This window comes from Paenibacillus sp. NPDC058071 (genome assembly GCF_042885235.1).
Taxonomy (GTDB): domain Bacteria; phylum Bacillota; class Bacilli; order Paenibacillales; family Paenibacillaceae; genus Pristimantibacillus.
This window is the reverse complement of sequence record NZ_JBHVSK010000015.1, coordinates 73,004-94,500: the sequence shown is the minus strand read 5'-3', so window position 1 is coordinate 94,500 and position 21,497 is coordinate 73,004. Positions and strand designations below refer to the sequence as shown.

23 protein-coding genes and 1 tRNA gene are annotated in these 21,497 nt (G+C 49.0%); 13 read left to right on the top strand and 11 right to left on the bottom strand.

Features of this window, described 5'->3' with window-relative positions; genetic code table 11:
* Positions 1 to 57 precede the first annotated feature (57 nt).
* The 3 genes from ACFVTB_RS21490 to ACFVTB_RS21480 are packed head-to-tail and all read right to left on the bottom strand — an operon-like array spanning position 58 to position 3,015.
* A complete protein-coding gene (locus tag ACFVTB_RS21490) occupies positions 58 to 936 on the bottom strand; it encodes a glycine betaine ABC transporter substrate-binding protein (RefSeq protein WP_387753795.1) in 879 nt (292 codons plus the stop codon).
* Positions 937 to 983: 47 nt separating this feature from the next.
* Complete coding sequence (locus ACFVTB_RS21485) at positions 984 to 1,817, bottom strand: ABC transporter permease (RefSeq protein ID WP_387753792.1); 834 nt, start codon at positions 1,815 to 1,817, stop codon at positions 984 to 986.
* Positions 1,804 to 3,015, bottom strand: a complete 1,212-nt coding sequence (locus ACFVTB_RS21480) for a quaternary amine ABC transporter ATP-binding protein (RefSeq protein WP_387753789.1) — start codon at positions 3,013 to 3,015, stop codon at positions 1,804 to 1,806. Before ACFVTB_RS21480 ends, ACFVTB_RS21485 begins: the two co-directional genes overlap by 14 nt.
* 319 nt (positions 3,016 to 3,334) lie before the next feature.
* Between ACFVTB_RS21480 and ACFVTB_RS21475 the strand changes: the two genes are divergently transcribed.
* Both ACFVTB_RS21475 and ACFVTB_RS21470 read left to right on the top strand, forming a co-directional pair.
* Entirely contained in the window at positions 3,335 to 3,904 is a 570-nt protein-coding gene (locus tag ACFVTB_RS21475; RefSeq protein WP_387753786.1) for a GbsR/MarR family transcriptional regulator, read from the top strand.
* Between the two features lie 85 nt (positions 3,905 to 3,989).
* Positions 3,990 to 4,080: transfer RNA gene (locus ACFVTB_RS21470), tRNA-Ser, on the top strand.
* Between the two features lie 105 nt (positions 4,081 to 4,185).
* Here ACFVTB_RS21470 and ACFVTB_RS21465 read toward each other — a convergent pair.
* The 6 genes from ACFVTB_RS21465 to ACFVTB_RS21440 all read right to left on the bottom strand — a co-directional run bounded on the left by ACFVTB_RS21465 (position 4,186) and on the right by ACFVTB_RS21440 (position 9,096).
* Positions 4,186 to 4,944, bottom strand: a complete 759-nt coding sequence (locus ACFVTB_RS21465; RefSeq protein ID WP_483875118.1) for an undecaprenyl-diphosphate phosphatase — start codon at positions 4,942 to 4,944, stop codon at positions 4,186 to 4,188.
* Positions 4,945 to 5,022: 78 nt separating this feature from the next.
* Positions 5,023 to 5,772, bottom strand: coding sequence for an ABC transporter permease (locus tag ACFVTB_RS21460; RefSeq protein WP_387753783.1), 750 nt, complete (start codon positions 5,770 to 5,772; stop codon positions 5,023 to 5,025).
* On the bottom strand, positions 5,765 to 6,688 hold the full coding sequence (locus ACFVTB_RS21455; protein ID WP_387753780.1) for an ABC transporter ATP-binding protein: 924 nt from the start codon (positions 6,686 to 6,688) through the stop codon (positions 5,765 to 5,767). The genes ACFVTB_RS21460 and ACFVTB_RS21455 overlap by 8 nt, the downstream gene beginning before the upstream one ends.
* A 76-nt stretch (positions 6,689 to 6,764) precedes the next feature.
* Positions 6,765 to 7,673 carry a sensor histidine kinase gene (locus tag ACFVTB_RS21450; RefSeq protein ID WP_387753777.1) on the bottom strand — a complete coding sequence of 303 codons (909 nt, stop codon included), beginning with the start codon at positions 7,671 to 7,673 and terminating at the stop codon, positions 6,765 to 6,767.
* Positions 7,673 to 8,371: a response regulator transcription factor gene (locus ACFVTB_RS21445; protein ID WP_387753774.1), complete on the bottom strand. Its 699-nt coding sequence runs from the start codon at positions 8,369 to 8,371 to the stop codon at positions 7,673 to 7,675. Before ACFVTB_RS21445 ends, ACFVTB_RS21450 begins: the two co-directional genes overlap by 1 nt.
* A 539-nt stretch (positions 8,372 to 8,910) precedes the next feature.
* Positions 8,911 to 9,096, bottom strand: a complete 186-nt coding sequence (locus ACFVTB_RS21440; protein ID WP_387753771.1) for a YjzC family protein — start codon at positions 9,094 to 9,096, stop codon at positions 8,911 to 8,913.
* Positions 9,097 to 9,333: 237 nt separating this feature from the next.
* On the opposite strand from ACFVTB_RS21440, the gene rpsF reads away from it, so the two are divergent.
* The 7 genes from rpsF to ACFVTB_RS21405 all read left to right on the top strand — a co-directional run bounded on the left by rpsF (position 9,334) and on the right by ACFVTB_RS21405 (position 15,369).
* Positions 9,334 to 9,618: a 30S ribosomal protein S6 gene (gene rpsF / locus ACFVTB_RS21435; protein WP_387753768.1), complete on the top strand. Its 285-nt coding sequence runs from the start codon at positions 9,334 to 9,336 to the stop codon at positions 9,616 to 9,618.
* A gap of 40 nt (positions 9,619 to 9,658) precedes the next feature.
* Positions 9,659 to 10,195, top strand: coding sequence for a single-stranded DNA-binding protein (ssb, locus tag ACFVTB_RS21430; RefSeq protein ID WP_387753765.1), 537 nt, complete (start codon positions 9,659 to 9,661; stop codon positions 10,193 to 10,195).
* 19 nt (positions 10,196 to 10,214) lie between these two features.
* On the top strand, positions 10,215 to 10,499 hold the full coding sequence (gene rpsR / locus ACFVTB_RS21425; RefSeq protein ID WP_042169765.1) for a 30S ribosomal protein S18: 285 nt from the start codon (positions 10,215 to 10,217) through the stop codon (positions 10,497 to 10,499).
* 480 nt (positions 10,500 to 10,979) lie between these two features.
* Positions 10,980 to 11,414, top strand: a complete 435-nt coding sequence (locus ACFVTB_RS21420; RefSeq protein WP_387753761.1) for a DUF1641 domain-containing protein — start codon at positions 10,980 to 10,982, stop codon at positions 11,412 to 11,414.
* Positions 11,415 to 11,449: 35 nt separating this feature from the next.
* The gene (locus ACFVTB_RS21415) at positions 11,450 to 12,628 is read left to right on the top strand and encodes an NAD(P)/FAD-dependent oxidoreductase (RefSeq protein WP_387753758.1); all 1,179 of its coding nucleotides are present in this window, start codon (positions 11,450 to 11,452) and stop codon (positions 12,626 to 12,628) included.
* A 255-nt stretch (positions 12,629 to 12,883) separates the two neighbouring features.
* Complete coding sequence (locus tag ACFVTB_RS21410) at positions 12,884 to 14,062, top strand: AI-2E family transporter (protein WP_387753755.1); 1,179 nt, start codon at positions 12,884 to 12,886, stop codon at positions 14,060 to 14,062.
* A gap of 134 nt (positions 14,063 to 14,196) precedes the next feature.
* The gene (locus ACFVTB_RS21405; protein ID WP_387753753.1) at positions 14,197 to 15,369 is read left to right on the top strand and encodes a cation:proton antiporter; all 1,173 of its coding nucleotides are present in this window, start codon (positions 14,197 to 14,199) and stop codon (positions 15,367 to 15,369) included.
* A 1,142-nt stretch (positions 15,370 to 16,511) separates the two neighbouring features.
* On the opposite strand, the gene ACFVTB_RS21400 is transcribed toward ACFVTB_RS21405, so the two are convergent.
* Complete coding sequence (locus ACFVTB_RS21400) at positions 16,512 to 17,843, bottom strand: hemolysin family protein (RefSeq protein WP_387753750.1); 1,332 nt, start codon at positions 17,841 to 17,843, stop codon at positions 16,512 to 16,514.
* A gap of 250 nt (positions 17,844 to 18,093) precedes the next feature.
* On the opposite strand from ACFVTB_RS21400, the gene ACFVTB_RS21395 reads away from it, so the two are divergent.
* Both ACFVTB_RS21395 and ACFVTB_RS21390 read left to right on the top strand, forming a co-directional pair.
* A complete protein-coding gene (locus tag ACFVTB_RS21395) occupies positions 18,094 to 18,855 on the top strand; it encodes a DUF1836 domain-containing protein (protein ID WP_387753748.1) in 762 nt (253 codons plus the stop codon).
* A 16-nt stretch (positions 18,856 to 18,871) separates the two neighbouring features.
* On the top strand, positions 18,872 to 19,207 hold the full coding sequence (locus ACFVTB_RS21390; protein WP_387753745.1) for an MmcQ/YjbR family DNA-binding protein: 336 nt from the start codon (positions 18,872 to 18,874) through the stop codon (positions 19,205 to 19,207).
* 52 nt (positions 19,208 to 19,259) lie between these two features.
* On the opposite strand, the gene ACFVTB_RS21385 is transcribed toward ACFVTB_RS21390, so the two are convergent.
* Positions 19,260 to 19,613, bottom strand: a complete 354-nt coding sequence (locus ACFVTB_RS21385; protein WP_387753742.1) for a DUF4870 domain-containing protein — start codon at positions 19,611 to 19,613, stop codon at positions 19,260 to 19,262.
* A gap of 223 nt (positions 19,614 to 19,836) precedes the next feature.
* Between ACFVTB_RS21385 and ACFVTB_RS21380 the strand changes: the two genes are divergently transcribed.
* Both ACFVTB_RS21380 and ACFVTB_RS21375 read left to right on the top strand, forming a co-directional pair.
* Complete coding sequence (locus ACFVTB_RS21380; protein WP_387753740.1) at positions 19,837 to 20,910, top strand: LCP family protein; 1,074 nt, start codon at positions 19,837 to 19,839, stop codon at positions 20,908 to 20,910.
* Between the two features lie 120 nt (positions 20,911 to 21,030).
* Positions 21,031 to 21,456, top strand: a complete 426-nt coding sequence (locus tag ACFVTB_RS21375; RefSeq protein ID WP_387753737.1) for a CBS domain-containing protein — start codon at positions 21,031 to 21,033, stop codon at positions 21,454 to 21,456.
* The last annotated feature ends 41 nt before the right edge of the window (positions 21,457 to 21,497 follow it).

Sequence of the window (21,497 nt, the reverse complement as noted above, 5' to 3'; positions counted from 1 at the left end):
TTCCCTTTGTTTTTGAACGAATAGGTGGGTGAGCAGTTACAGAGTCCGTGCAGCGTATTAGCCTTTAATCCATGCGTCGACGCGGTCTGCATTGCTTTCTACCCATGCTTTAGCAGCTTCCTCCGGTGACTTGCCTTCTTGAATCTGAATCATGACAGAGGCCATGTCGTCCGGCGTCCATTCGAAGTGGTCGAGGAATGCGTAAGCTTCCGGCTGATCATCCTTCAAGCCTTGGCGAACGATGGTATGGATTTGCTCGTCACCGCCGTATACGTTTTTCGTATCGGCCAAATATTTCAGATCCATCTTGGCGAACTTCCAGTGCGGCGTCCATCCGGTAACGACGATCGGCTCTTTATTGGCGTAAGCCTTTTGCAACTGCTGGGTCATTGCGGCAGAGGAACTCTCCAGCAGCGTCCATTTCTCGCGCAGTCCGTATTCGTCCAGTGCTTTTTCCGTTGACATCATCAGACCGGCGCCTGGCTCGATGCCGATGATGGTGTGATTGAGCGATTGGGCGACATCTTCTTTGTTAAGATCATCGATTGTATCGATATTCATGTAAGTTGGGACTACCAGACCGATCTTAGTGCCGTTCAAGTTAGGGCCAAGATCTTCGAATTTGCCTTTATATTTCTCCAGGTAGGAAGCATGCGTTGTCGGGAGCCATGCGGCAACCATCGCATCGGCGCTGCCGTCGGAGATGCCTGCCCACATCGGACCGGCGTCAACTTGCAGCAGCTCTACTTTATATCCAAGCTTCTGCTCAAATACTTCTTTGACGACATGGGTGCTGGCGATTTCAGAATCCCATGCGACATAGGCGAGCTTGATTTTGTTACCGCCGCCGTTTGAAGTGTTGCCAGAGGAACAACCGGCCATGATCGCGATTAGGGTAAGAGCGGCGATAGCGGTCAACCATGTTTTCTTTTTCATCTTCAAATACACTCCTTTTTGTAAAATAAAACGAAATAACAAACGGATTAAGACTTTTTCTTGCTGATCGTCCGCTGCGTCAATCGATCAAGAATGATTGCAAGAATGACGATAGCGAGCCCAGCTTCAAAACCGACGCCGGTATTGCCCTGCGTTACCGCCCGGTAGACGGATGCGCCAACGCCTTGGGCGCCGATCATCGAGGCGATGACGACCATCGAGAGCGACAGCATGATCGTTTGGTTGATGCCGGCCATAATAGTCGGTCCAGCTAGTGGAAGCTGCAGCTTGAACAGCTTTTGCGAAGGCGTAGAGCCGAACGCGTCGGCGGCCTCGACAAGCTCGACAGGCACTTGGCGGATACCGAGGTTGGTCATGCGAATCGTCGGCGGAATCGCAAAGATGATAGAAGCGATAACGCCCGGCACAACACCCAGTGAGAAGAACGTAACCGCAGGCAGCAAGTAAACGAAGGCGGGCATCGTCTGCATGAAGTCGAGAATTGGCGTTACGATGCGGAGCGCCGTTTTGCTGCGGGCGCAAAGGATGCCAAGAGGCACGCCCAACAGCACTGATAAGAAGGCGGCCGTTATGACAAGCGACAGCGTCTGCATCGTCTGGCTCCAATAGCCGAGGTTCTCGATGATGGCCAAGCCGATCAAAGTGAACAGCGCCATCCGCCATTTGCCGATCAGCCAAGCGATCGCGGCAAAGATAACGATAAGAACCAGCGGCGGAAACCATTGCAGCACAGAATCAAGGCCGCCCACCGTCTCGCCGACAATGAGTCGGATGAACTGAAAGAGGGGATCGAAGTTCTGCTCAAGCCAAGCTTCAAGATGCTCAATCCAGTCCGCCAAAGGAATTTTAGGCCAATTCATGCGCTTCAGCTCCTTCCTCGGAACCGTTGTTGCCAGCTAAAGCGGCAAGGACCGCTCCTTTGACAACGACGCCTTTCAAGCGGCCGTTTTCACCGATAACGGCGACCGGCAGCTTGGTATTCCCCATCATCTCGAATAGCTCGTTCAGGAGCGTCTCAGGCGTCGCTGTCGGCACATCGGTTTGCATAATCTGCTCTAACGGCAATCCTTCCTTGAAGGAGCGTACCGTATCCTCAGCGGTAATACTGCCAAGCAGCTGCATGCGCTTGTCGACCACATAGAGGCTGGATACGCCTTGGTCCCGCATAAACTGCAGCGCCACGCGCGGGCCTTTCTCCGGCGTAATCGTAACCGCCTTCTTCATCACATGGGACGCGGTCAGTACCTTCGACAAGTCGACATCCTCGACGAAGCGCTCGACATATTTATTTGCCGGCTCCATCAGGATTTGTTCAGGCGTACCGATTTGTACGATGCTGCCATCCTTCATAAGAGCGATTTGATCGCCAATACGCAGCGCCTCGTCGAGATCATGCGTAATAAAGACGATCGTTTTCTTCATCTTTTGCTGCAGCTCGACCAATTCGTCCTGCATATCTTTGCGAATAAGCGGATCAAGCGCGCTGAACGCTTCATCCATCAGCAGAATGTCGGGATTGTTGGCGAGTCCTCTCGCCAGGCCGACGCGTTGCTGCATGCCGCCACTTAACTGATCGGGATAGCTGTTTTCCCAGCCCTTCAAGCCGACAAGCTCCAGCGACTCCATCGCCATGGCGCGGCGCTCTTTTTTGTCGATGCCCTGCACCTCAAGACCGTATTCGATGTTTTGAATGACGGTGCGATGCGGGAACAGCGCGAATTTTTGAAAGACCATGCCGATATTTTTGCGCCGGAATTTTCTAAGCTGCTCCGGAGACATCTTCAGTACGTCGGTTCCATTGAACAGCACTTGTCCCGAAGTCGGCTCGATAAGCCGATTCAGCAGCCGGACGAGCGTTGATTTGCCGCTGCCGGACAACCCCATAATGACAAATATTTGACCGGCTTCGATCGTAAAACTAGCCTGATTAACGCCCACCGTATGTTTGGTTTCGGCGAGAATTTTTTCTTTGGACATTCCTTTATCCAATAAAGGCACGATCTTTTTCGGATCGGACCCGAATATTTTCGTTACTTTCTTGGCTTCAATAATGGGCATATTGTTCCCCCTTTACTGCGCTCTCTTATGGCGCTTTTTTTCTACTCGGAACCGCAACCGTGCGTTTTCTGGACAGCCGTTCGCAGCGGTTGGACATGTAAATAGGCTACTTACAAGTCTATCTGGTTAACTTTGTAAGGGTCAAAACGGGTGAGCGTCCGTATAGTACGTACAGTTTAAACTTTACAAACTTATCGTACAGAATACTCTTGAATGCTCCTATTTTCGGTTGCGACTTCGTCTTTACATTTGAATAGCCGATTGATTACAATACAGAAAGTAGATCAACGGGGCTGTATGACGCCTTGGGAGGATAATCATGGACGAACTGGCTGCATTAACGGAAGAGCAGAGGCAGTTGCTTCTGAAGACCAGGCGCAGAGCGATTGAAACAATCGGCAAAAATATGGACTTATACGGCGTTACGATGTCGATCGGGCATTTGTATGGCAATATGTATTTTAACCAAGAGCCGGTTACTTTAGATGAGATGAGCGCAATTATGGGGCTGAGCAAAACGTCGATCAGTACCGGCATGCGCACGCTGCATGATCTTAAGATGATTAATAAAGTGTGGGGGAAGGGCTCGCGCAAAGATTTGTACGAAGTGGAGCCGGACTGGCATCAGAATTTCGCGGACTTCTTCTCGATCAAATGGCGCAAAGCGGTGGAGCAGAACAAGAGCGCTTTACTGCGTACCATGAAGGAAACGGAAGCGTTAAAAGAGCAGCACAGCGAGGACAAGCCGTTTGTCAGTATTTTGGAGCAGGATCTTCAGAAGATGAACGACTCGTATTTGTACTATAAATGGCTTGAGAAGCTAATCGATTCGTTTGAAACCGGGGAAATTTACGAATTTATTCCGAAGGAAACGGGAGATCGACCGTAATTATAAGGATTTACACCGCCCAGACGATATTAACAAAAATGTGTTGCATTCGTTTGGGTGGTGTGATATAGTATTAAATACGCGAGGAGAGGTACCCAAGAGGCCCAAGGGGGCTGACTCGAAATCAGCTAGGCGTGTCAAAGCGTGCGTGGGTTCGAATCCCACCTTCTCCGCCATACTTTTTAAATAAATGCACTTCATCGGAAGTGTACTTGACCGTATAGCAACAAACAACAAAGGCATTGTCTAATCCATTAGACAGTGCCTTTGTTGTTTTATATTTACCGCCAAGCGAACATAATCAAGACAATAACGCCAAGTACAATGCGGTACCAGCCGAATACTTTGAAATCATGCTTTTTAATATATCCCATTAAGAAACGGATGACGAAAGCCGATATGACAAAGGCAACGGCCATGCCAACTGCTAGTGTGAGCAATTCCTCGCCGGTAAAATTAAATCCAAATTTGAACAATTTAAGCGCGCTTAAGCCGAACATAACCGGCACGGCAAGGAAGAAGGTGAACTCTGCAGCCGCAACCCGAGATACGCCGATCCATAATGCGCCGATAATCGTTGCGCCGGAGCGCGAGGTGCCGGGGATAATCGACAGTACTTGAAACAATCCGATGAGAAGCGCAGCTCGGTAGGTTAGATCCGATAACTGATTCATATGAGGAACGCGCCTTTTATTCCATGTCTCAATCCAAATAAATGCGATACCATACAAAATAAGAGCTAGGGCAATCACAACAGGAGTATGCAGGTTGGCTTCAATGACATCGTCAAAGAGAACAGTCACAATCGCGCCAGGTATGCAAGCAACGACTACTTTTAGCCAGAGAGAAACGGTATCTTTTTTCCATACAGGCTGTTCCGGGTTTGAAAACTGAAAGGGAAACATCTTCTTCCAGAAGGTCGCAACGACCGCCAAAATCGCGCCTAACTGAATAACGACAAAGAACACTTCTTTAAACGCATCACTTCTATTCAGCGTGAAAAATTCGTCTACAAGCAGCATATGCCCCGTACTGCTGATAGGCAGCTACTCCGTAATGCCCTCCACAATGCCCAGCAAAATAACTTTCCATAATTCCATGAATGATATATCCATCCGTTAATTAACGTCCTCTCTTTGAAAATAAAGCACGCTTGCAAGGAAGCCGAGTATAGAAACAAGAGCTATTAAACCTATCGCCACCGGATAAGGAAAGCCGGTCTCTTCCAAGCGGCCTTCCACCCATAGATAGGTCGACGTCCACGGGAATAAAGCGCCTAACGCTTCGTTGGATAAAGCCACATTTACCATGACGATTGCTGCCGTAGCAATAATGGGGGCGACCACATTTTTAGTCCATAAGGCAATAAATACAATCGGGGTAAGCGTAAAAAACATAAGCGCGCCGCCAAACAACATCTTGCCAAGATACCCTGCGGCAACGGCTAAGCTAAACGCTGAAATTTCGAATAACGCGCCGTAAATGGCTGCTAAAAGAAACATGCCCGCCCATGAGATGACGGTTAAGGCCATAATCCAAATAAAAAGCGTCACAAACTTGCTTAGTATAAACGAGGTTTTGGATACAGGGACCGTTAATATCGTTTTGAGCGTCTTCTCGGTATGTTCGCGACTGAACAGGTACGCTGCAAAAACAGCATATACAATTAAGCCAAACAGCAGCATCGTATACAGGAACGAACCGTTATAAAATCCGGCCAGCGTGATGTCGGCTTCGGGCTCCCAGTAATACTTTTTAACGCCTTCGACAGTAAGCATGACGGGAGTCGTAAGCGCGCCTAAAAAGCTGATCAGCACCATTTTCGAACGTCTGAGCTTTAGCAGTTCGCAATAGACCAGATTAACCAATGCCGCCGCCTCCGATCAATTTGGAAAAATAGTCTTCCAGCTTCTCGGAGCTGACGAAAACCTGAGTGACAAGCAAGCCGTTCTCTACAAAACATTGGTTCATTTCTCCGCGTAGATGGATGCGATCGTATACCCGGATGATGTGATCATCGCATACGGTGTAATCGGAAATGCCAAACTGCCGTTCCAGCAGGAGAGAGGCCGTATTCACATCTGACACGGAAAATTCGGCATACTGCCGATTACGCTTGCGCAGCTCCGCCATATCTACTTCTTCGAGCAGCCGCCCCTCGTGCATGACGCCGATAATATCGGCCAGCTGCTCGATTTCGTCCAGCACATGGCTGGACAACAAAATGGTGACGCCTTTTTCCTTGCAAAGGGTTAAAAAGAGCTTGCGCATTTCATGTATGCCGATAGGGTCCAAGCCATTGATGGGCTCGTCCAGTATGAGCAGCTCCGGCTCATGCATCATAGCGGCAGCCATTCCTAACCGTTGCTTCATTCCCATCGAATAGTGGGCAAATATCTTGTCCTGTTCTTTATCCAAACCCACCGCTTCAAGCGCGCGAGCAATACTGTCTTTACGATGCTGCCCGCGCAGCCGCGCAATAATATGCAAGTTCTCTCGTCCGGTCAGGTTATTGTAAAAGCCGGGCGTTTCAATGAGAGAGCCGATTTTACGATAGATTTTGTCCGGTCGCTCGCGGTAATCTGCTCCGAACAGCTTGATGCTGCCGCTCGTAGGACGGACCAGATTCAACATCATGCGCATGGCGGTTGTTTTTCCGGCTCCGTTTCGGCCCAGCAAGCCGTAAATCTTTCCTTTGGGCACATGCAGAGATAATTGATTAACGCCTAACTGAGAGCCGTAGCTTTTGGTCAGCCCAATTGTCTCAACTGTAAATTCACTCAATGGGGTGGCCTCCTTTCGATAATTTTATTTTACCGGTGAAGCCTGACAGGGGCCTTTATCAAACCTTACTTTTTCCTTACTTCAAAATAGGGATAGATATAGAGAAAACCGTCTCTTGTCCGGGAGCGCTCGATACCGATAGTTCACTGTTGAGAGCATCGGCCAATTCCTTTGCAATCGCAAGGCCTAGACCGCTTCCTTTATCGGAACGGGCTGCATCACCTTTATATAGCCGGTCGAAAATAAACGGCAGCTGGCGCTCAGGGATAGGGTTGCCGTTGTTAGCCACTTCCGCGACTGCCGCTCCGAGGCGAGGGGTAACCGTTATGGAGATTTGCGTACATTCGCCGTGCTTCACGGCGTTCTGGAGCAGGTTACCGAGTATTCGGCGATAGGCCGTTTTATCGATTGAAACGATGAGCTCCGTATCCTCAATCTCTGCTGACAAGGCAATCTCTGATTGTTCCAGAAGGGGCAGCCATTCGATAATCACTTCTCTTGTCAGCTCGTTAATATCGGTCTGTTCAACATAAAACGGCTGTTCGTTCGAATTGAGCTTAAACCATTCAAAAAGCATATCGACAAACGACTTTAAGTCACCTGCTTTTCGGTGGGCTACGGAAAGATAATCCTTTACTTCGGCAGGATCGGATAGTCCACCGCCGCGCAAGGCGTCCAGATAACCAAGCAGGGAGGCGAGCGGGGTGCGAACATCATGGGAGAGGCTAGTTAAAATTTGCTTGTTGGCTTCATCGTTTTTTCGGAGCAGCTCCAGCTGCGACTGGTTCGCGTCTACAATGCCATTAAGCTCGTAGGCGATCTCAGCCATTGTGCCGCTGCCCCGGACAAATATTTTATCGCGTTCACCGCGCCGGATGCCGCGCAGCGTCTCCAACCAGAGCCGCTCTTGTTTTTTCATTCGAAGGATATAAATAAAGAGACCTGCGCATAGAAGCAGCAAAAGGGCAATGGCCGCTTCCGTCATCACTGGTCACCGCCGAACTTATAGCCGACGCCCCAGACCGTCAGAATAAATACAGGCTGATCGGGATGGGGCTCGATTTTTTTACGCAGACGCCGGATATGTACCATAATGTTGTTGTCGTCAAAGGCGTAATCGTCCTCCCATACGGCACGGTAAATTTGCCTTTTTGTGAACACACGACCTTTGTTTCGAGCAAGGAAGTACAATAAGTCAAATTCTTTCGCCGTCAGATCAACAGCTGTATCGTTCATGAGCACTTCATGCCTTGAAGGGTCGATATGAAGGATGCCGATATCCAGAACGGGCTCTTGCCGCTCGCTGCTTTGGCTAAAAACCGTATACCGCCGGAGGAGAGAGGCGGCGCGCGCCAAAAACTCGTCATTGCCGAACGGCTTCGTCAAATAATCGTCGGCGCCCATACGCAGACCGGATACTTTGTCGATTTCGCTGTCTTTGGCCGTCAGCATAAGAACGGGAACATGGCTGTCTCGTCGAATGCTCGTTAGAACGTCAAAGCCATTCCGTTTCGGAAGCATAATGTCTAATATAATGAGCTGGTAATCGCCGTTGGTTGCTTCCGCAAGTCCGCTTTCGCCGTCATGGCAAGCTTTCACGCGATGGCCCTCGGCTTCCAAATTCTTTTTCAGCAATGCGCACAGATCTTTATCGTCGTCAATAATAAGGATTTGATGATTCATTTTAGAGGCTCCTTCTGGCACTTGATCTTGATAAGATTTTTTACAATGCGATATCCATTGATTGGTAATGATTTAAGTATTGCCGATCTTCAATGCGCTCGCAAACGTATTCTGAATTGTTTTGCAGGACAACGACAAAAGGAGAACTCTTTTTAGGGAGTTCTCCTTTGTGACGGTGGTGATTAGTTGAGTAAAAGAAATCGCACATCGATCTTCAGAAAGCAAGAGCAACTATTCGAGCAGGGCAACCGGAACACGATTCTGCGAAAGCATCATCGTTAAATCCGATTGTGCCCTTTGTTCCTTCGGAATAAGCGATTGCATGGGACAATCTGTATTATTCAGGTGAAGGAATCGAACAGCGCTTGTGTTACAGATAAGTGTCTTTGGCACAACCCTCCGCTTCTATGCCGAGTGGACCTGTTCCTCTTGCAGCCCTTGCACCATTAGGTTCAACGGGAACCACACCTCTCTTCGCACCGTCGTTTATTATAATGTCCTTGCTGTCATCGTCTTATTCATGAGGTTTTAAAATAAATTTAAGTCTTGCCGATCTTTTTCCATTTACGCTCATGATTTGTCGTATCGGGAAAGCGATCACCCTTGCGCAGCTGCACTTTTTTCGGATTGTTAATCCCCATATGAAAGGAATTGACACCATCCTCGATGTAAGTGCCGTCGTTCGGCGCTCTGTCTCCTGGAGAAAATAAAGTCCATTCGCCCATTTCGATTCACCTCCTTGATCTGCGGTGCATGCGGGCAGTGACTGACAACCCGACCACCGCGCTTGTATAGTTTGAACGGGGAGGGGGGCAATCATGAAAGGGAGAAATCGGGAGCGGGAGATGACTTGTCATGAAGCGGGTCATTTGGTATAGTATAAAGATGCGAGTATGATCGATATCATAACCGCTCCTTGCTCCATTTATGGAGCCGTTTAGTCCAAAAGGAGGTGAAACAATATGCGCAAATATGAAGTGATGTACATCATTCGTCCAGAAGTAGAGCAAGAAAACCTTCAAGCTCTCGTTGACAAATTCAATGGCATCATCAACAACGGCGGTGAAGTTACGAAAACCGATGTAATCGGTAAACGTCGTCTTGCGTATGAGATCAACAAGATTCGTGATGGTTACTACGTTCTGGTTCATTTCAATGCTACTACTGAAGTAGTGAACGAACTCGACCGCATCATGAAGATTACGGATGAAGTTATCCGTTCGTTGATCGTTAGAGACGTAGCCTAAGCCACGTTAGGATTGATTGTTCGATTGGAGGTCTGGAACGATGTTGAACCGTGTAATATTGATTGGCCGATTAACGAGAGACCCCGAATTGCGGTATACGCCAGCCGGCGTAGCTGTGACGCAGTTTACGATCGCGGTCGACCGTCCGTTTACGAGCGGACAAGGCGAACGCGAAGCGGATTTTATTCCGGTCGTAACATGGCGCCAGCTTGCTGAGACTTGTGCCAATTACTTGCGTAAAGGCCGCTTAACAGCGGTTGAAGGACGCATTCAAGTGCGGAACTACGAGAACAACGAAGGCAAACGCGTCTATGTGACGGAAGTCATTGCCGACAACGTTCGCTTCTTGGAATCGAACCGCGACAATAATGCTCCGCGTGAAGAGAATGGCGGCGGTTTTAGCGGCGGTGGCGGTGGAAGCAATAACGGCGGCGGATCTTTCGGCGGCGGCGGCTCCTCTTATGGAGGCGGCAGCGGCGGAAGCCGTTCGAACAACAACTCACGCAACGACAGCCGTGATCCGTTCTCGGATGACGGACGACCAATCGATATATCCGAAGATGATTTGCCATTTTAATTGAAAGGACGGAGAACTCATGAGCTTTAAGCAAAGAGAAGGCGGAGACGGAGAGCGTCCAGAACGCAAATTCGGCGGCCGCAAAGGCGGACGCAACAAGCGCCGTAAAGTTTGCTACTTCACAGTAAACAAAATTACTCACATTGACTATAAAGACACGGACTTGCTTCGCAAGTTCATCAGCGAGCGCGGCAAAATCTTGCCACGTCGTGTAACAGGCACAAGCGCGAAATATCAACGCCTGCTGACTGTTGCTATCAAACGCTCCCGTACGGTTGCGTTGCTTCCTTACACAACTGAGTAGGAAGTGCAATAAAACCCAGATGAGGACACTGAAAAGTGCCTTGTCTGGGTTTTTTGTGTTTTATAAGGAGTGTTTGACGACGGTATTTCACCGTTCTGAGAATATCCGTTAAAGGATGGCTTCAATATACGGTGCTTTATAAAGGCATAATAGTCATGATAAGAATCAAGTGTTTTATAAGAAAAAAATTCCAGAAGCGGATTAGAGGAGATGGCAATTCGTCCCAAAGTTACACACATGCTACGCAAATTCCACAGCTTTTTGTTTTATTTATGAGTTGTCCAGCGATAAATGTGACATTTCATAAAATAGGAATTGAACATTTTGCGAAAGAGGACTACAATGAACATATTGATTAGCTAGAGTCGTTCTCATGTTGGGCAAGGCTTGTGAATGTTTTCACATTTCACCGTTCCTATTCTTGAACGGAAAACGAACGGCTCTAATAACACAGCAAGGATAAGGGAGGCTGCAATTCGTATGTCCGAAACAGTAACGAAACAAACCGAAGGTGCTGAAGCAGTATCTGTACGTGAACTGGATGTGCTTGAACAATTGTTGAAGCCGGAAGTTCAAAGCTCGCTGAATGTGCTGGTGGAAAACCTGCCAAAGCTGGCGGAAATGGTTACGCTGCTCACGAAAGCTTATGACGTGGCATCGACCGTAGCGAATGACAAAGTATTGATGAACGACATGACACACGGCATTACTGAGTTTGCAAAACCGATCGTAGACAAAGCGAAAAACGTTGCTGCAGCAGCGGTAGAAGCCAATGATCGCGCACAAGCCGAAACGGCGACTATCGGCCTGTTTGGTCTGCTTAAAATGCTGAAAGATCCGCAAGTACAATCGACGTTCCGTTTCGCGCAGGCGTTTCTGGATGTATTGTCCGAACGTAACAAGAACGCCAATTAATCTGCATTAATACAAGAACGGAGGATAAGATTAGCATGGCTAAACAAATTTTGATTCTCGGTGGCGGCTACGGCGGTTTGCTTAGCGCCCTGACTGCACGCAAATATTTCACGCCTCAAGAAGCTGAGATTACACTCGTAAACCGTGTACCTTACCATCAAATCGTAACGGAATTGCATCGTCTGGCTGTTAGCGGTTTGAACGAGGGCAACGTTGCGCTCCCATTGAATAAGCTGTTGAAAAATAAATCGATCCAACTCATCATCGACAATGTTGAGAACATCGATCCAGAGAAAAAACAAGTTCGTTTGCTGGCAAGCGGCAACCTGGGCTACGACAAGCTCGTTGTTGCACTCGGCGGCGAAACAGCTTTCTTCGGCATTCCTGGTCTGGAAGAAAACAGCATGACGCTGAAATCGGTTGAAGAAGCGAAAAAAGTGTCTGCGCATATTCAAGCGCGTCTAGACGCTTATGCAAAATCGAAGGACGAGAAGGACGCTACCATCGTTATCGGCGGCGGCGGCTTGACCGGTATCGAGTTGACGGGCGAAATCGTCGACATGCTGCCAAAATGGTGTGAGAAGCGCGGTATCGATCGCAGTGAAATCAAACTGCACAACATCGAAGCAGGTCCAACGATTCTGGCAGGCTTCCCAGCTGAACTGCTCGAGCGTGCGAAAGAAAGCTTGACCAAACGCGGCGTTAACCTGATCATGGGCGTTGCAGTTACAGAAGTGCAAGGCACGAAGGTTATGCTGAAAGACGGCAGCTCGATCGATACGAATACATTCGTATGGACCGGCGGCGTAACAGGCAACCCAGTCGTTGCAAACTGCGGTATCGAAGTTAACCGTGGCCGCGCTACGGTGAATGAGTTCCTGCAATCGACATCCCATTCCGACGTATTCCTTGCCGGCGACAACGCTGTTGTATTCGGTCCGGAAGGCCGTCCTTACCCGCCAAGCGCGCAAATCGCATGGCAAATGGGCGAAGCGATCGGTTACAATCTGTATGCTGATTACAAAGGCATTCCGTTGCAATCGTTCCAATTCGTTAATTCCGGCGTTCTGGCGAGCCTTGGCCGCAAAGACGCAATCGGCACGGTCGGCGCAAGCCAGCTTCGTCTGAGAGGCCTGTCTGCTACGCTGATGAAGGAAGCGAGCAACGTGCGCTATCTGCAGCATGTTAACGGCCTCTCTTCGATTCTTCATTAATTAATTGAGACGGCCATAGCCGTCCGGAGCCCCCGTCCCCGTGACGGGGGCTTTTTTAACATCTCAATCAGCGACCAAAGCGGATCAAAAACGATTTTAAAACCTTTGCTACTTAATGGGCGGACAATCGTATATACAAGAGATGGGGCGTTAAAAGAAGACGTTTATTCGCGTCCTGCAGGGCGATAATGGTAAGTAGCACAACAGCTTGGACGCGACGCCTTACGAACGGCCGAGAAAGAATGGAGGAACGCAATGGAACCGCAACAGACAGGAGCAAGCCGCTTTAAACAATTTATATTGAACAATAAATTTGTCATCTTTTTGCTAGTGCTGCTGCTCATCGGCCTGAATATTTTCATATTCACCAAAATCTCTTATATTTTTACACCGCTGACCGTTTTATTCAAAACGATTTTGCTGCCAGTTTTGCTGGCCGGGGTGGTCTATTATCTGTTGAATCCTATCGTGGATGCGCTTGAGAAGCGAAGGGTGAAGCGGGTCTATTCGATCATTATTTTATTTTTACTAATCGTTGGCATTATAACCGTGCTGCTGGTGTCCGTAATTCCGCTTATTACGGATCAGATCACCAATCTGATTCACGATTTGCCGAAATTTGCGGAGACACTAAGGGTGCAGTTCGACGATCTGACAGACAGTGCGTTGTCTACGCAACTGCAGCAGTGGTTTGATTTCAACTCAGCTGAGATGACCGGCAAAATAACCAGTACCTTCACCAACTGGCTTAACAGCGCCTGGTCTAGCGTCGGCTCTTTCGTTCACACGTTGAAGGAAGTGGTGCTGGCAATTGTAACGCTTCCGTTTATTTTGTTCTACTTGTTGAAAGATGGTAAAAAGCTGCCGAAAAGAATTGTAGGCTTCTTACCGACAAGGCTGCGGAAGTCTTCGCTGGGTGTATTCGGCGAAATGAACGAACAAATCAGCAGCTACATTCGAGGACAGATTATTATAAGCTTCTGTATCGGCGTGCTGCTCTACATTGGCTACATTATCATCGGGCTCAAATATTCGCTCGTTTTGGCGTTAATTGCAGCCTGTACGGCCGTTGTCCCTTACCTTGGACCTGCGATCGCGATTACGCCTGCGCTTATCGTTGCGGCGGTCGATTCGCCGATCATGCTGTTGAAAATGGTCGTTATCTGGACGGTCGTTCAATTGATCGAAGGGAAGTTCATTTCTCCGCAAATTATGGGCAAGTCGCTGCAAATTCACCCGATTACGATCATCTTCGTTATTTTGACGGCCGGCAATTTGTTTGGCGTTGCGGGGGTCATTTTAGCGGTACCGGGCTACGCGGTGCTTAAAGTGTTTTTCACGCACCTATTCGGCTACTTTACTTCGAGATCGACGCTTTATGATGACGATAAGGAATCGGTTTCCATTGAAAGCGGTAAGGGTGCCGGTGTATAATTAAGGAAATGAATAAGCACGGAAGAGGAGGAGCCTGCCACAGCGGGCTCTCTCTGTCTTTTTGGAGCGGTATGGGGCCTGCATAATTGCAGGCTCTTTTTCTTATGCTTATAACATCAAAGGGGGCAATCTTGTTGGCATTCATTCTTACTCTTGTCATTGTCATTGCGGCTACCAAGCTAGCCGGAGCTTTATCAGTGAAACTTGGTCAGCCATCCGTACTAGGTAAACTGCTGGCTGGGGTTCTGCTCGGACCGGCCATTCTCGGCTGGGTGCAGCCGAATGAATTCATTCATTATTTTTCAGAGATTGGCGTCCTGTTGCTTATGTTTATTGCCGGTCTAGAAACAGATTTAGAACAGCTGAAGCGCAATTGGAAGTCGTCCTTCGCGGTAGCAGCGGGAGGGGTGGTGCTGCCTTTAATCGGTGGTTATGCGGTTGCTTCCGGGTTCGGCCTGAACCCGTCGGAAGCATGGTTTATCGGGCTGCTCTTGTGTGCTACTTCGGTCAGTATTACCGTTCAGACATTGAAGGAGATGGACCGTCTTGGCTCGCGTGAGGGAACGACTGTGCTTGGAGCGGCAGTAGTCGACGACGTCATCGTTGTTATTATGCTGGCTGTTATGCTGAGCTTTCTTGGGGAGGGTGCTGCTGCTGACGTATCGATCGGTTTGCTGATCGGCAAAAAGGTTGTTTTCTTCGTTGCTGTCCTGCTCGCCGGATGGTTCATTGTGCCACACTTCCTGAAGCTGTTCGCGCCGTTCCGTGTGACACAGGCGGTGATGAGCGGCGGATTGATCGTTTGCTTCGCCTTCTCGTACTTTGCCGAGAAAATGGGCATTGCCGGCATTATCGGCGCTTTCGCGGCGGGGTTGGCGATATCGCAAACCGCTTATAAAAAGGAGATTGAAACGAAAACGGAACCGATTGCCTACACGCTGTTTGTACCTGTTTTCTTCGTCAGTATCGGACTTAACATTACGTTCGAGGGCGTGGGCAGCCAGCTTCCGTTTATTATCGCAATGACGGTGCTGGCGATTCTGTCGAAGCTGATTGGCGGAGGTCTCGGCGCAAGGTTGACTGGCTTCGATACCAGATCGTCAATTGCTGTCGGAGCGGGTATGGTATCACGGGGAGAAGTGGCGCTTATTATCGCGTCGACCGGATTGGTTGGCGGTCTGCTGCATCCGGCGTATTATACGTCCATCATCTTAGTTGTCATCCTGACAACGCTTGTTACGCCGCCGCTGCTGAAAGCCGTGTTTCCAAAACCAGTCGAGGGTGGAGTGGCTGACATCAATCGGTAAGGATGATGGAGTTGATGGAGAGGAGTGGCCGCACGAGGTTTGACCGCCGACGTGTGACCGAGCACCGCGTGCCGTAATGGCACCGCACGCCAGAAGGCGCACGATGCGGAAAAACGCTAGTAGGATGGCTGGTGGTTGGTGAAAAGCAACTTAGCTCGCAGTCGTGCAAATGAAAAGCTGTGACAACGTACGATGAGGTTGCGCGCTTGCGCAGTGTGGTTTGTCTCCCAAGGGTAGAGGTGCACGATTGTCCGATTAATTAAAGAAGATGATTTTAAATAGGTAAACTGCCGAATGCATAAATACATGCACATTCAAAATTATTTTGAAAATTACATTTAAAATTCCGGCGCCCAAGGTCGCTCCTTCATCCTTCGATGGGAGTAGTGGGGCGCTTTTTCGTGCTCCATAACATATTCGTGGCTGACATTGGCGTGGAGTGGTTGTTGCGTTATATGCTAGGCTTTAATATAGAACGCCAAGTGGCAGAGTGCTGGAAAATAAGTGCAGTATTGCAGTTATTTTTTCACTATCAAGGCCAATCGGAGCAATAACTGCAAAAAGGATGTTATTGTCCGATGGTTTAGGTTAAATAAGACCCCGGAGGACGAAATAACTGCAAAAAGGCAGTTATTGCTCTTTTAACACGAGTTTTGGGACAGAATAACTGCCTTTTTGCAGTTATTGGGTATAGGGACGGATTCTGAGTAGAGGAAGGGCGCAGATGTGTTGTACGAGAAGAGGGAATAGGGGCGTAATACAGTCTTGTACGTTTGGTTAGCATGCAACAAGGTCAAAACCTGCCACTAGGCAGGTTTTGACCTGAGCGGACAGGCTCTGCATCAAAATCAGTACCTGACTGAAAAGGAGAGAGCAGCGAAGGGGCAGAGGGATTCTGGAGAAACGGTAGTGGTCGCTTTTAAAGCCAGATTCCTACCGCAACCTCTATAAAATAAAAGGAATCAGGCTTTAATGGCGATCGGAAGAACCCTCTGACCCGCAGCGCTTGCCATCACCTATAGTCAGGCACTAATTTCCATTCTGAGCTATAAAACAATACAGGCTGTCGAGAGTATCTCGACAGCCTGTAGGTATTCGTCCCGCTTGAAGCGGGGCGATGATTATAGTTGTTGAAGCTGGCCTTAAGCCGTTACGAATTCGGGCTCTTGTGCCTGCGATTCGTCTTCGATAATAAGCTCGACTTTCTTAATTCGATGCTTCGCCACTTCGCGGACGATGAAGCGCATATTCTCGTGCTTCATCTCTTTGCCCGGTTTCGGGTCGAGCATAATACTGTACAGCCAACCGCCGACCGTATCGACTTCTTCGTGATGCAGATTGACGCCGGTCAGGTCGCTAATTTCGTCGAGCAGCACTTTGCCGTCGAGCAAGTAGCAGTTGTCGTCCAGCTTCTCGATTTCGCGGCGCTCGTCGCCGTCGAATTCGTCGCGGATCTCGCCAACGATTTCTTCGAGAATGTCCTCGATCGTAATCAAACCCGATGTACCGCCGTATTCGTCCATCAGAATGGCGATATGAACGCGTTCCTGCTGCATCCGCTTAAGCAATGTCTTGACCGGAAGCACCTCGGAGACGGTCAGAACCGGATAAATAAGCTTTTTGAAGTCAAACTCGCGGTTGTCCTGGAATTCCAGAAACAGCTGCTTCGTATTGATCATGCCGACAATGTTGTCTTTGCTTCCTGTAGCGACTGGAAAGCGTGTATATTGTTCCTTGCGGATAATATCCATATTCTCGATCAACGAATTATTGGTATAAAGGCAGATCATGTCGGTGCGCGGCACCATAATTTCTTTTGCCAGCATTTCGTCGAATGCGAAGATGCGGCTTACGTATCCGTACTCGGTGTTGTTGATTTTACCGCTTTGGAAGCTGTCATTCAGAATGATCTGAATTTCTTCCTCGGAATGGGCTTCTTCATGCTCTTTCGCCGGCTTCAGGCCGAACATGCGCGTTACCGCATTGGCGGAGCCGTTCAATACCCAGATAAACGGGAACATCATTTTATAGAAAAAGATAATCGGTTTAGCGACGGCAAAACTAATAAATTCGGCCTTTTGAATCGCCCAGGTTTTCGGTGCGAGCTCGCCGATCACGACGTGAAGAAATGTAACGACGGAGAACGCGATGATAAAGGATAAAATATGGCTGATATCGCTGTTGATGTGCATGCTTTCGAATACTGGCAAAAGAATTTTCTCGACGGTCGGTTCTCCGAGCCAACCGAGTCCGAGCGCTGTAATCGTAATACCGAGCTGACAGGCTGACAAATAAGCGTCCAGGTTGCTCGTTACTCGTTGTACGGCGAGCGCATTCTTCTTACCTTCAAGCACCAATTGATCGACACGGCTCGTGCGCAAGCGGATAATCGCAAACTCCGTTGCTACGAAAAAAGCGGTCAATACGATCAACACTGCGATCAAAAACAAATTTAATCCTATACTACTGTCCATTTGGGCTCTTCACAATCCTTTATCCATTGTATTTTTTTGAAAGATAAGTGCTTATGAAATACTATACTGAAATGTACCCGTCACATGCAAATTCTCTATTTCGCGTTAGAAGTCTTGTAGGACGCAATATGGCGGAAAAATCAGAACATTAACCTCGATATTAGCCGATTTCTCGTCTTTACAACGTCTATTCGCGGGCGTATGATGAGTTCAGTTGAACTTGTAACATGCGACGAAGGAGGAAGATGAAGTGGAATCATTCACGCTCACCCGCAAGGAAATGGCTCAGCTGCTGCTGGCGCTGCACGGCTCGAACGACGAGAAACCGCTTGTCGTACTGCAGCGGGCTTGGAAAAAAGCGCACCGGGACGCTTGCGAAGCGGGCTCCACACTGCCGGCCTTCTTGTCGACCTCATTGCCTCCCGTATTGGAGAAGCTGATCAAAGGAAATGTGGTCAAAGGCTTCTCGCTGCAGGAAATATCGGCGTTGGGCCAGTTGATCGAATACTCTCATATGTCGATCACGTCTATGCAAAACTGGGTGAAGCGCGATTTCAAAGCTTACTTCTGTCCGAAAGTCGGTAAAAAATATTCGCTCAATCAGGCGGCGCTGCTGTTCGTCATAGACGATCTGAAGTCGAATCTCGATTTCGACTCGATTCGGAAGCTGTTCGATATCGTCTTCAATCGGCCGGAGGACGACTGCGACGATCTGATCGGACCGCTTGAGCTCTACGCTACCTATTCGGCGATGTTCGAAGAGCTTGACGCCAACAACGACCAACTGCTCGATACGGTCGGCCATGTGAAAGGCGTACGCAACCAGGACGCCTTGACGGAGAATGCTGTCCGGGAATCGGCGGCCAAGTTTGCAGAGCGGGTGCCGTATTTGGCGGACGGGCAAGCCGAGGCGCTCCGCAACGTGCTGATGATTGCGGCGATCTCGATTCAGACGTCATACTTTCATTCGCTCGCCAGACGATACTGCAACGCTACGCTGTTTTTGAAATAGAGAAGGAGGCGAAGGAATGGAACGTTTGATCGAATATTGTCTCAGCAAGCCAGGCGCTTCAAAGGAATACCCGTTTGGTCCTGATCCGCTTGTTATGAAGGCCGGGGGAAAAATGTTCGCGGTATTCGGCGACGATTCGATCTCTCTGAAATGCGAACCGATGCTGGCGGCCGATTTGAGAGACCGGCACGAAGCGGTCGTGCCCGGCTATCATATGAACAAGAAGCATTGGAACACGGTCTATTGGAATCGTGATTTAGACGATGAGGATTTGCAAGGCATGATCGATCACTCTTACGAGCTTGTCGTCGCGGGACTGTCCAAGGCGGCTCGAATGAAGCTGTCCGAATAGAATGAAAGAGAGGCAGAAGCGCGCAACGAATGCGGCTCTGCCTCCTTTCGTTTTAGAACTTATTGATCTGCTGCTCCGACCAATCCCCAATATAGGGAAGCTTGAAATACTTACCCTGCAGCGCGAGAAGCATTAGCGCAATCCAAAGAATGAAGGTCAGCGGTCCCAGAATGATGCCCAGCAGCCATCCGATTAACGGAATGAAGCCGAGAATAATATTTAAGACTACGAGAATCACAGAGACGACAATCGATTGCATCGCATGAAATTTGACGAAGCGGCTGTTTTTCTCGATAGCCAAAAATATGATTCCGGTAATAAAGCCTCCTAGATAGGCCAGCAAGCCAGCTACCTTAGGGTCAAGTCCGGTCGACGAACGATCCGGCTCGTAATGAGGCGTTGACATAATAGAGAGGTCACCCTTTCTATAGTTTATCCTGCCTTGATTGTATTCGTTCCAAAGATGGATTATTCCTTCTGAAACACCGCATTTTTCCCCAAATGGATGCATTTTTTGTAAAAGTTTTGTAACCTGTCGCTCCGCCGTCTCGTTTAAAATGAAGAAAGCGTGCTAGATTGTGCGTTTTTTGGAGATTCGACAGATTATAGAGTTGGGAGAAATAGCAATCATGCGAATGAATAAAAAAGGGATAGCCGGCTCGCTGGCGGTCGTTGTGCTGCTGCTTGGCGTTATTGGCTACTTTAACAGGGGCCAGCTGGCTATGCTTGGCTTCAACTGGTTTTTGCGGGATAAGGTAGAATCGACCCTCGAAAATAGCTACAAGCCGATCGATGGCAGGGAGCCGGTACCGATTTCGCAGGTCAAAGGCGACGAAGATAAACCGCTTGCGATGCTGCTGCTCGGCGTCGATCAGCGCGGCAAGGAAGTTGGGCGGTCCGATACGATGATCTATACGATTGTTCGTCCGAAGGATGGAGCGGTTCTAATGGTATCGATTCCTCGCGATACGTACGTGGAGATTGCGGGCAGAGGCAAGAAAGATAAAATTACGCACGCTTATGCCTTTGGGGGAGCGAAAATGTCGCTGGAGACGGTCGAAAGCTTTTTTCAATCGCCGGTCGATCATTACGCAGCGATCAACTTCGCAGGTTTTCGCGACGTAATTGATGCCATGGGAGGTATTTCACTCCCTATTGAAGAAGATATAATAAATAAAGATCCCGATCATGAACATTTTGTCGTGAAAGCCGGTCAGGATGTATATAATGGCAAAGATGCACTTAATTATGTTCGATACCGCGAGGACGCGGGCGGCGATATGAGCCGGACGAAGAGACATCAGACGTTCCTCTCTGCTATGCTGGATAAAGCGTCGCAAGTCGGCCAATGGACGAAAATACCGGAGTTTGTCGGCATTATGGGCGATAATTTCAATACCGATCTGCGTCCCGATCAAATGATCGATCTGGGGCAGGCGATGCTGCAAACGGGCAACCGGACGATCTACAGCTATACGCTGAAGGGCGAAGGCCATCGTCTGCAAGCGGGCGGCGCCTGGTACTTCTTCGCCGATGAGCAAGACTTGGCGGATGTTCGCCGAATGATCGCAAGCTGGATGGACGGGGATACGCGCAAGAGCGACTTGATCATTCCGGAGGCAAACGGATCGGTCAAGAGCGAGAAGCCGGTACAGTCGCTGTCGACGGGAAGCGGGACGGCTGCGGCCGAAGAGCAGGAATAGCCGGTTACTCGTCGCGATAAGCGGACATCGATCGTTGTCGTTTTTAATTCGAGCATAAAGATGGGCATAGGACGTCATTACGTCATTACCGTTAAGAGAAAGAAATGGAGTTGAATGACGATGAACATTGCGTTCTTCCTGCTGCCCAAGCAGGACGTAATTACCGTAACGCAAGAAGCAACGCTCAGGCAAACCCTGGAGAAGATGGAGCATCACCGGTACACCGCGGTTCCGATTATCGATGAACACGGCGGGTATGCCGGGACGGTAACGGAGGGCGATCTGCTCTGGTTTATGAAGAGCCGGCCGGATCTGACTTTCGAGAACGCCAACAAGGTGAAGCTGTCGGAAGTGCCGCTGCGGTTGAACAACCGGTCTGTACAAATCGACTCCAACATGGGTGATTTAATTACGCTGGCGAAGGCGCAAAACTTTGTGCCTGTCGTGGACGATATCGGCCGATTTATCGGCATTGTAAGAAGAAGCGAAATTATCGATTATTGTCAAACGATTATGCAGCAAGGCCAAACAGCCATGGAAGCTTAAAGTGGAAGCTTAAAAAAGCATCGAGCCTGATCCGAGCATGT

What these genes read in the sequence shown, in the direction of transcription:
- ACFVTB_RS21490 (WP_387753795.1), bottom strand. Translation starts at nt 936, where the DNA reads ATGAAAAAGAAAACATGGTTGACCGCTATCGCCGCTCTTACCCTAATC.
- ACFVTB_RS21485 (WP_387753792.1), bottom strand. Translation starts at nt 1,817, where the DNA reads ATGAATTGGCCTAAAATTCCTTTGGCGGACTGGATTGAGCATCTTGAA.
- ACFVTB_RS21480 (WP_387753789.1), bottom strand. Translation starts at nt 3,015, where the DNA reads ATGCCCATTATTGAAGCCAAGAAAGTAACGAAAATATTCGGGTCCGAT.
- ACFVTB_RS21475 (WP_387753786.1), top strand. Translation starts at nt 3,335, where the DNA reads ATGGACGAACTGGCTGCATTAACGGAAGAGCAGAGGCAGTTGCTTCTG.
- ACFVTB_RS21450 (WP_387753777.1), bottom strand. Translation starts at nt 7,673, where the DNA reads ATGACGGAAGCGGCCATTGCCCTTTTGCTGCTTCTATGCGCAGGTCTC.
- ACFVTB_RS21445 (WP_387753774.1), bottom strand. Translation starts at nt 8,371, where the DNA reads ATGAATCATCAAATCCTTATTATTGACGACGATAAAGATCTGTGCGCA.
- ACFVTB_RS21440 (WP_387753771.1), bottom strand. Translation starts at nt 9,096, where the DNA reads ATGGGCGAATGGACTTTATTTTCTCCAGGAGACAGAGCGCCGAACGAC.
- rpsF (WP_387753768.1), top strand. Translation starts at nt 9,334, where the DNA reads ATGCGCAAATATGAAGTGATGTACATCATTCGTCCAGAAGTAGAGCAA.
- ssb (WP_387753765.1), top strand. Translation starts at nt 9,659, where the DNA reads ATGTTGAACCGTGTAATATTGATTGGCCGATTAACGAGAGACCCCGAA.
- rpsR (WP_042169765.1), top strand. Translation starts at nt 10,215, where the DNA reads ATGAGCTTTAAGCAAAGAGAAGGCGGAGACGGAGAGCGTCCAGAACGC.
- ACFVTB_RS21420 (WP_387753761.1), top strand. Translation starts at nt 10,980, where the DNA reads ATGTCCGAAACAGTAACGAAACAAACCGAAGGTGCTGAAGCAGTATCT.
- ACFVTB_RS21415 (WP_387753758.1), top strand. Translation starts at nt 11,450, where the DNA reads ATGGCTAAACAAATTTTGATTCTCGGTGGCGGCTACGGCGGTTTGCTT.
- ACFVTB_RS21410 (WP_387753755.1), top strand. Translation starts at nt 12,884, where the DNA reads ATGGAACCGCAACAGACAGGAGCAAGCCGCTTTAAACAATTTATATTG.
- ACFVTB_RS21400 (WP_387753750.1), bottom strand. Translation starts at nt 17,843, where the DNA reads ATGGACAGTAGTATAGGATTAAATTTGTTTTTGATCGCAGTGTTGATC.
- ACFVTB_RS21390 (WP_387753745.1), top strand. Translation starts at nt 18,872, where the DNA reads ATGGAACGTTTGATCGAATATTGTCTCAGCAAGCCAGGCGCTTCAAAG.
- ACFVTB_RS21385 (WP_387753742.1), bottom strand. Translation starts at nt 19,613, where the DNA reads ATGTCAACGCCTCATTACGAGCCGGATCGTTCGTCGACCGGACTTGAC.
- ACFVTB_RS21380 (WP_387753740.1), top strand. Translation starts at nt 19,837, where the DNA reads ATGCGAATGAATAAAAAAGGGATAGCCGGCTCGCTGGCGGTCGTTGTG.
- ACFVTB_RS21375 (WP_387753737.1), top strand. Translation starts at nt 21,031, where the DNA reads ATGAACATTGCGTTCTTCCTGCTGCCCAAGCAGGACGTAATTACCGTA.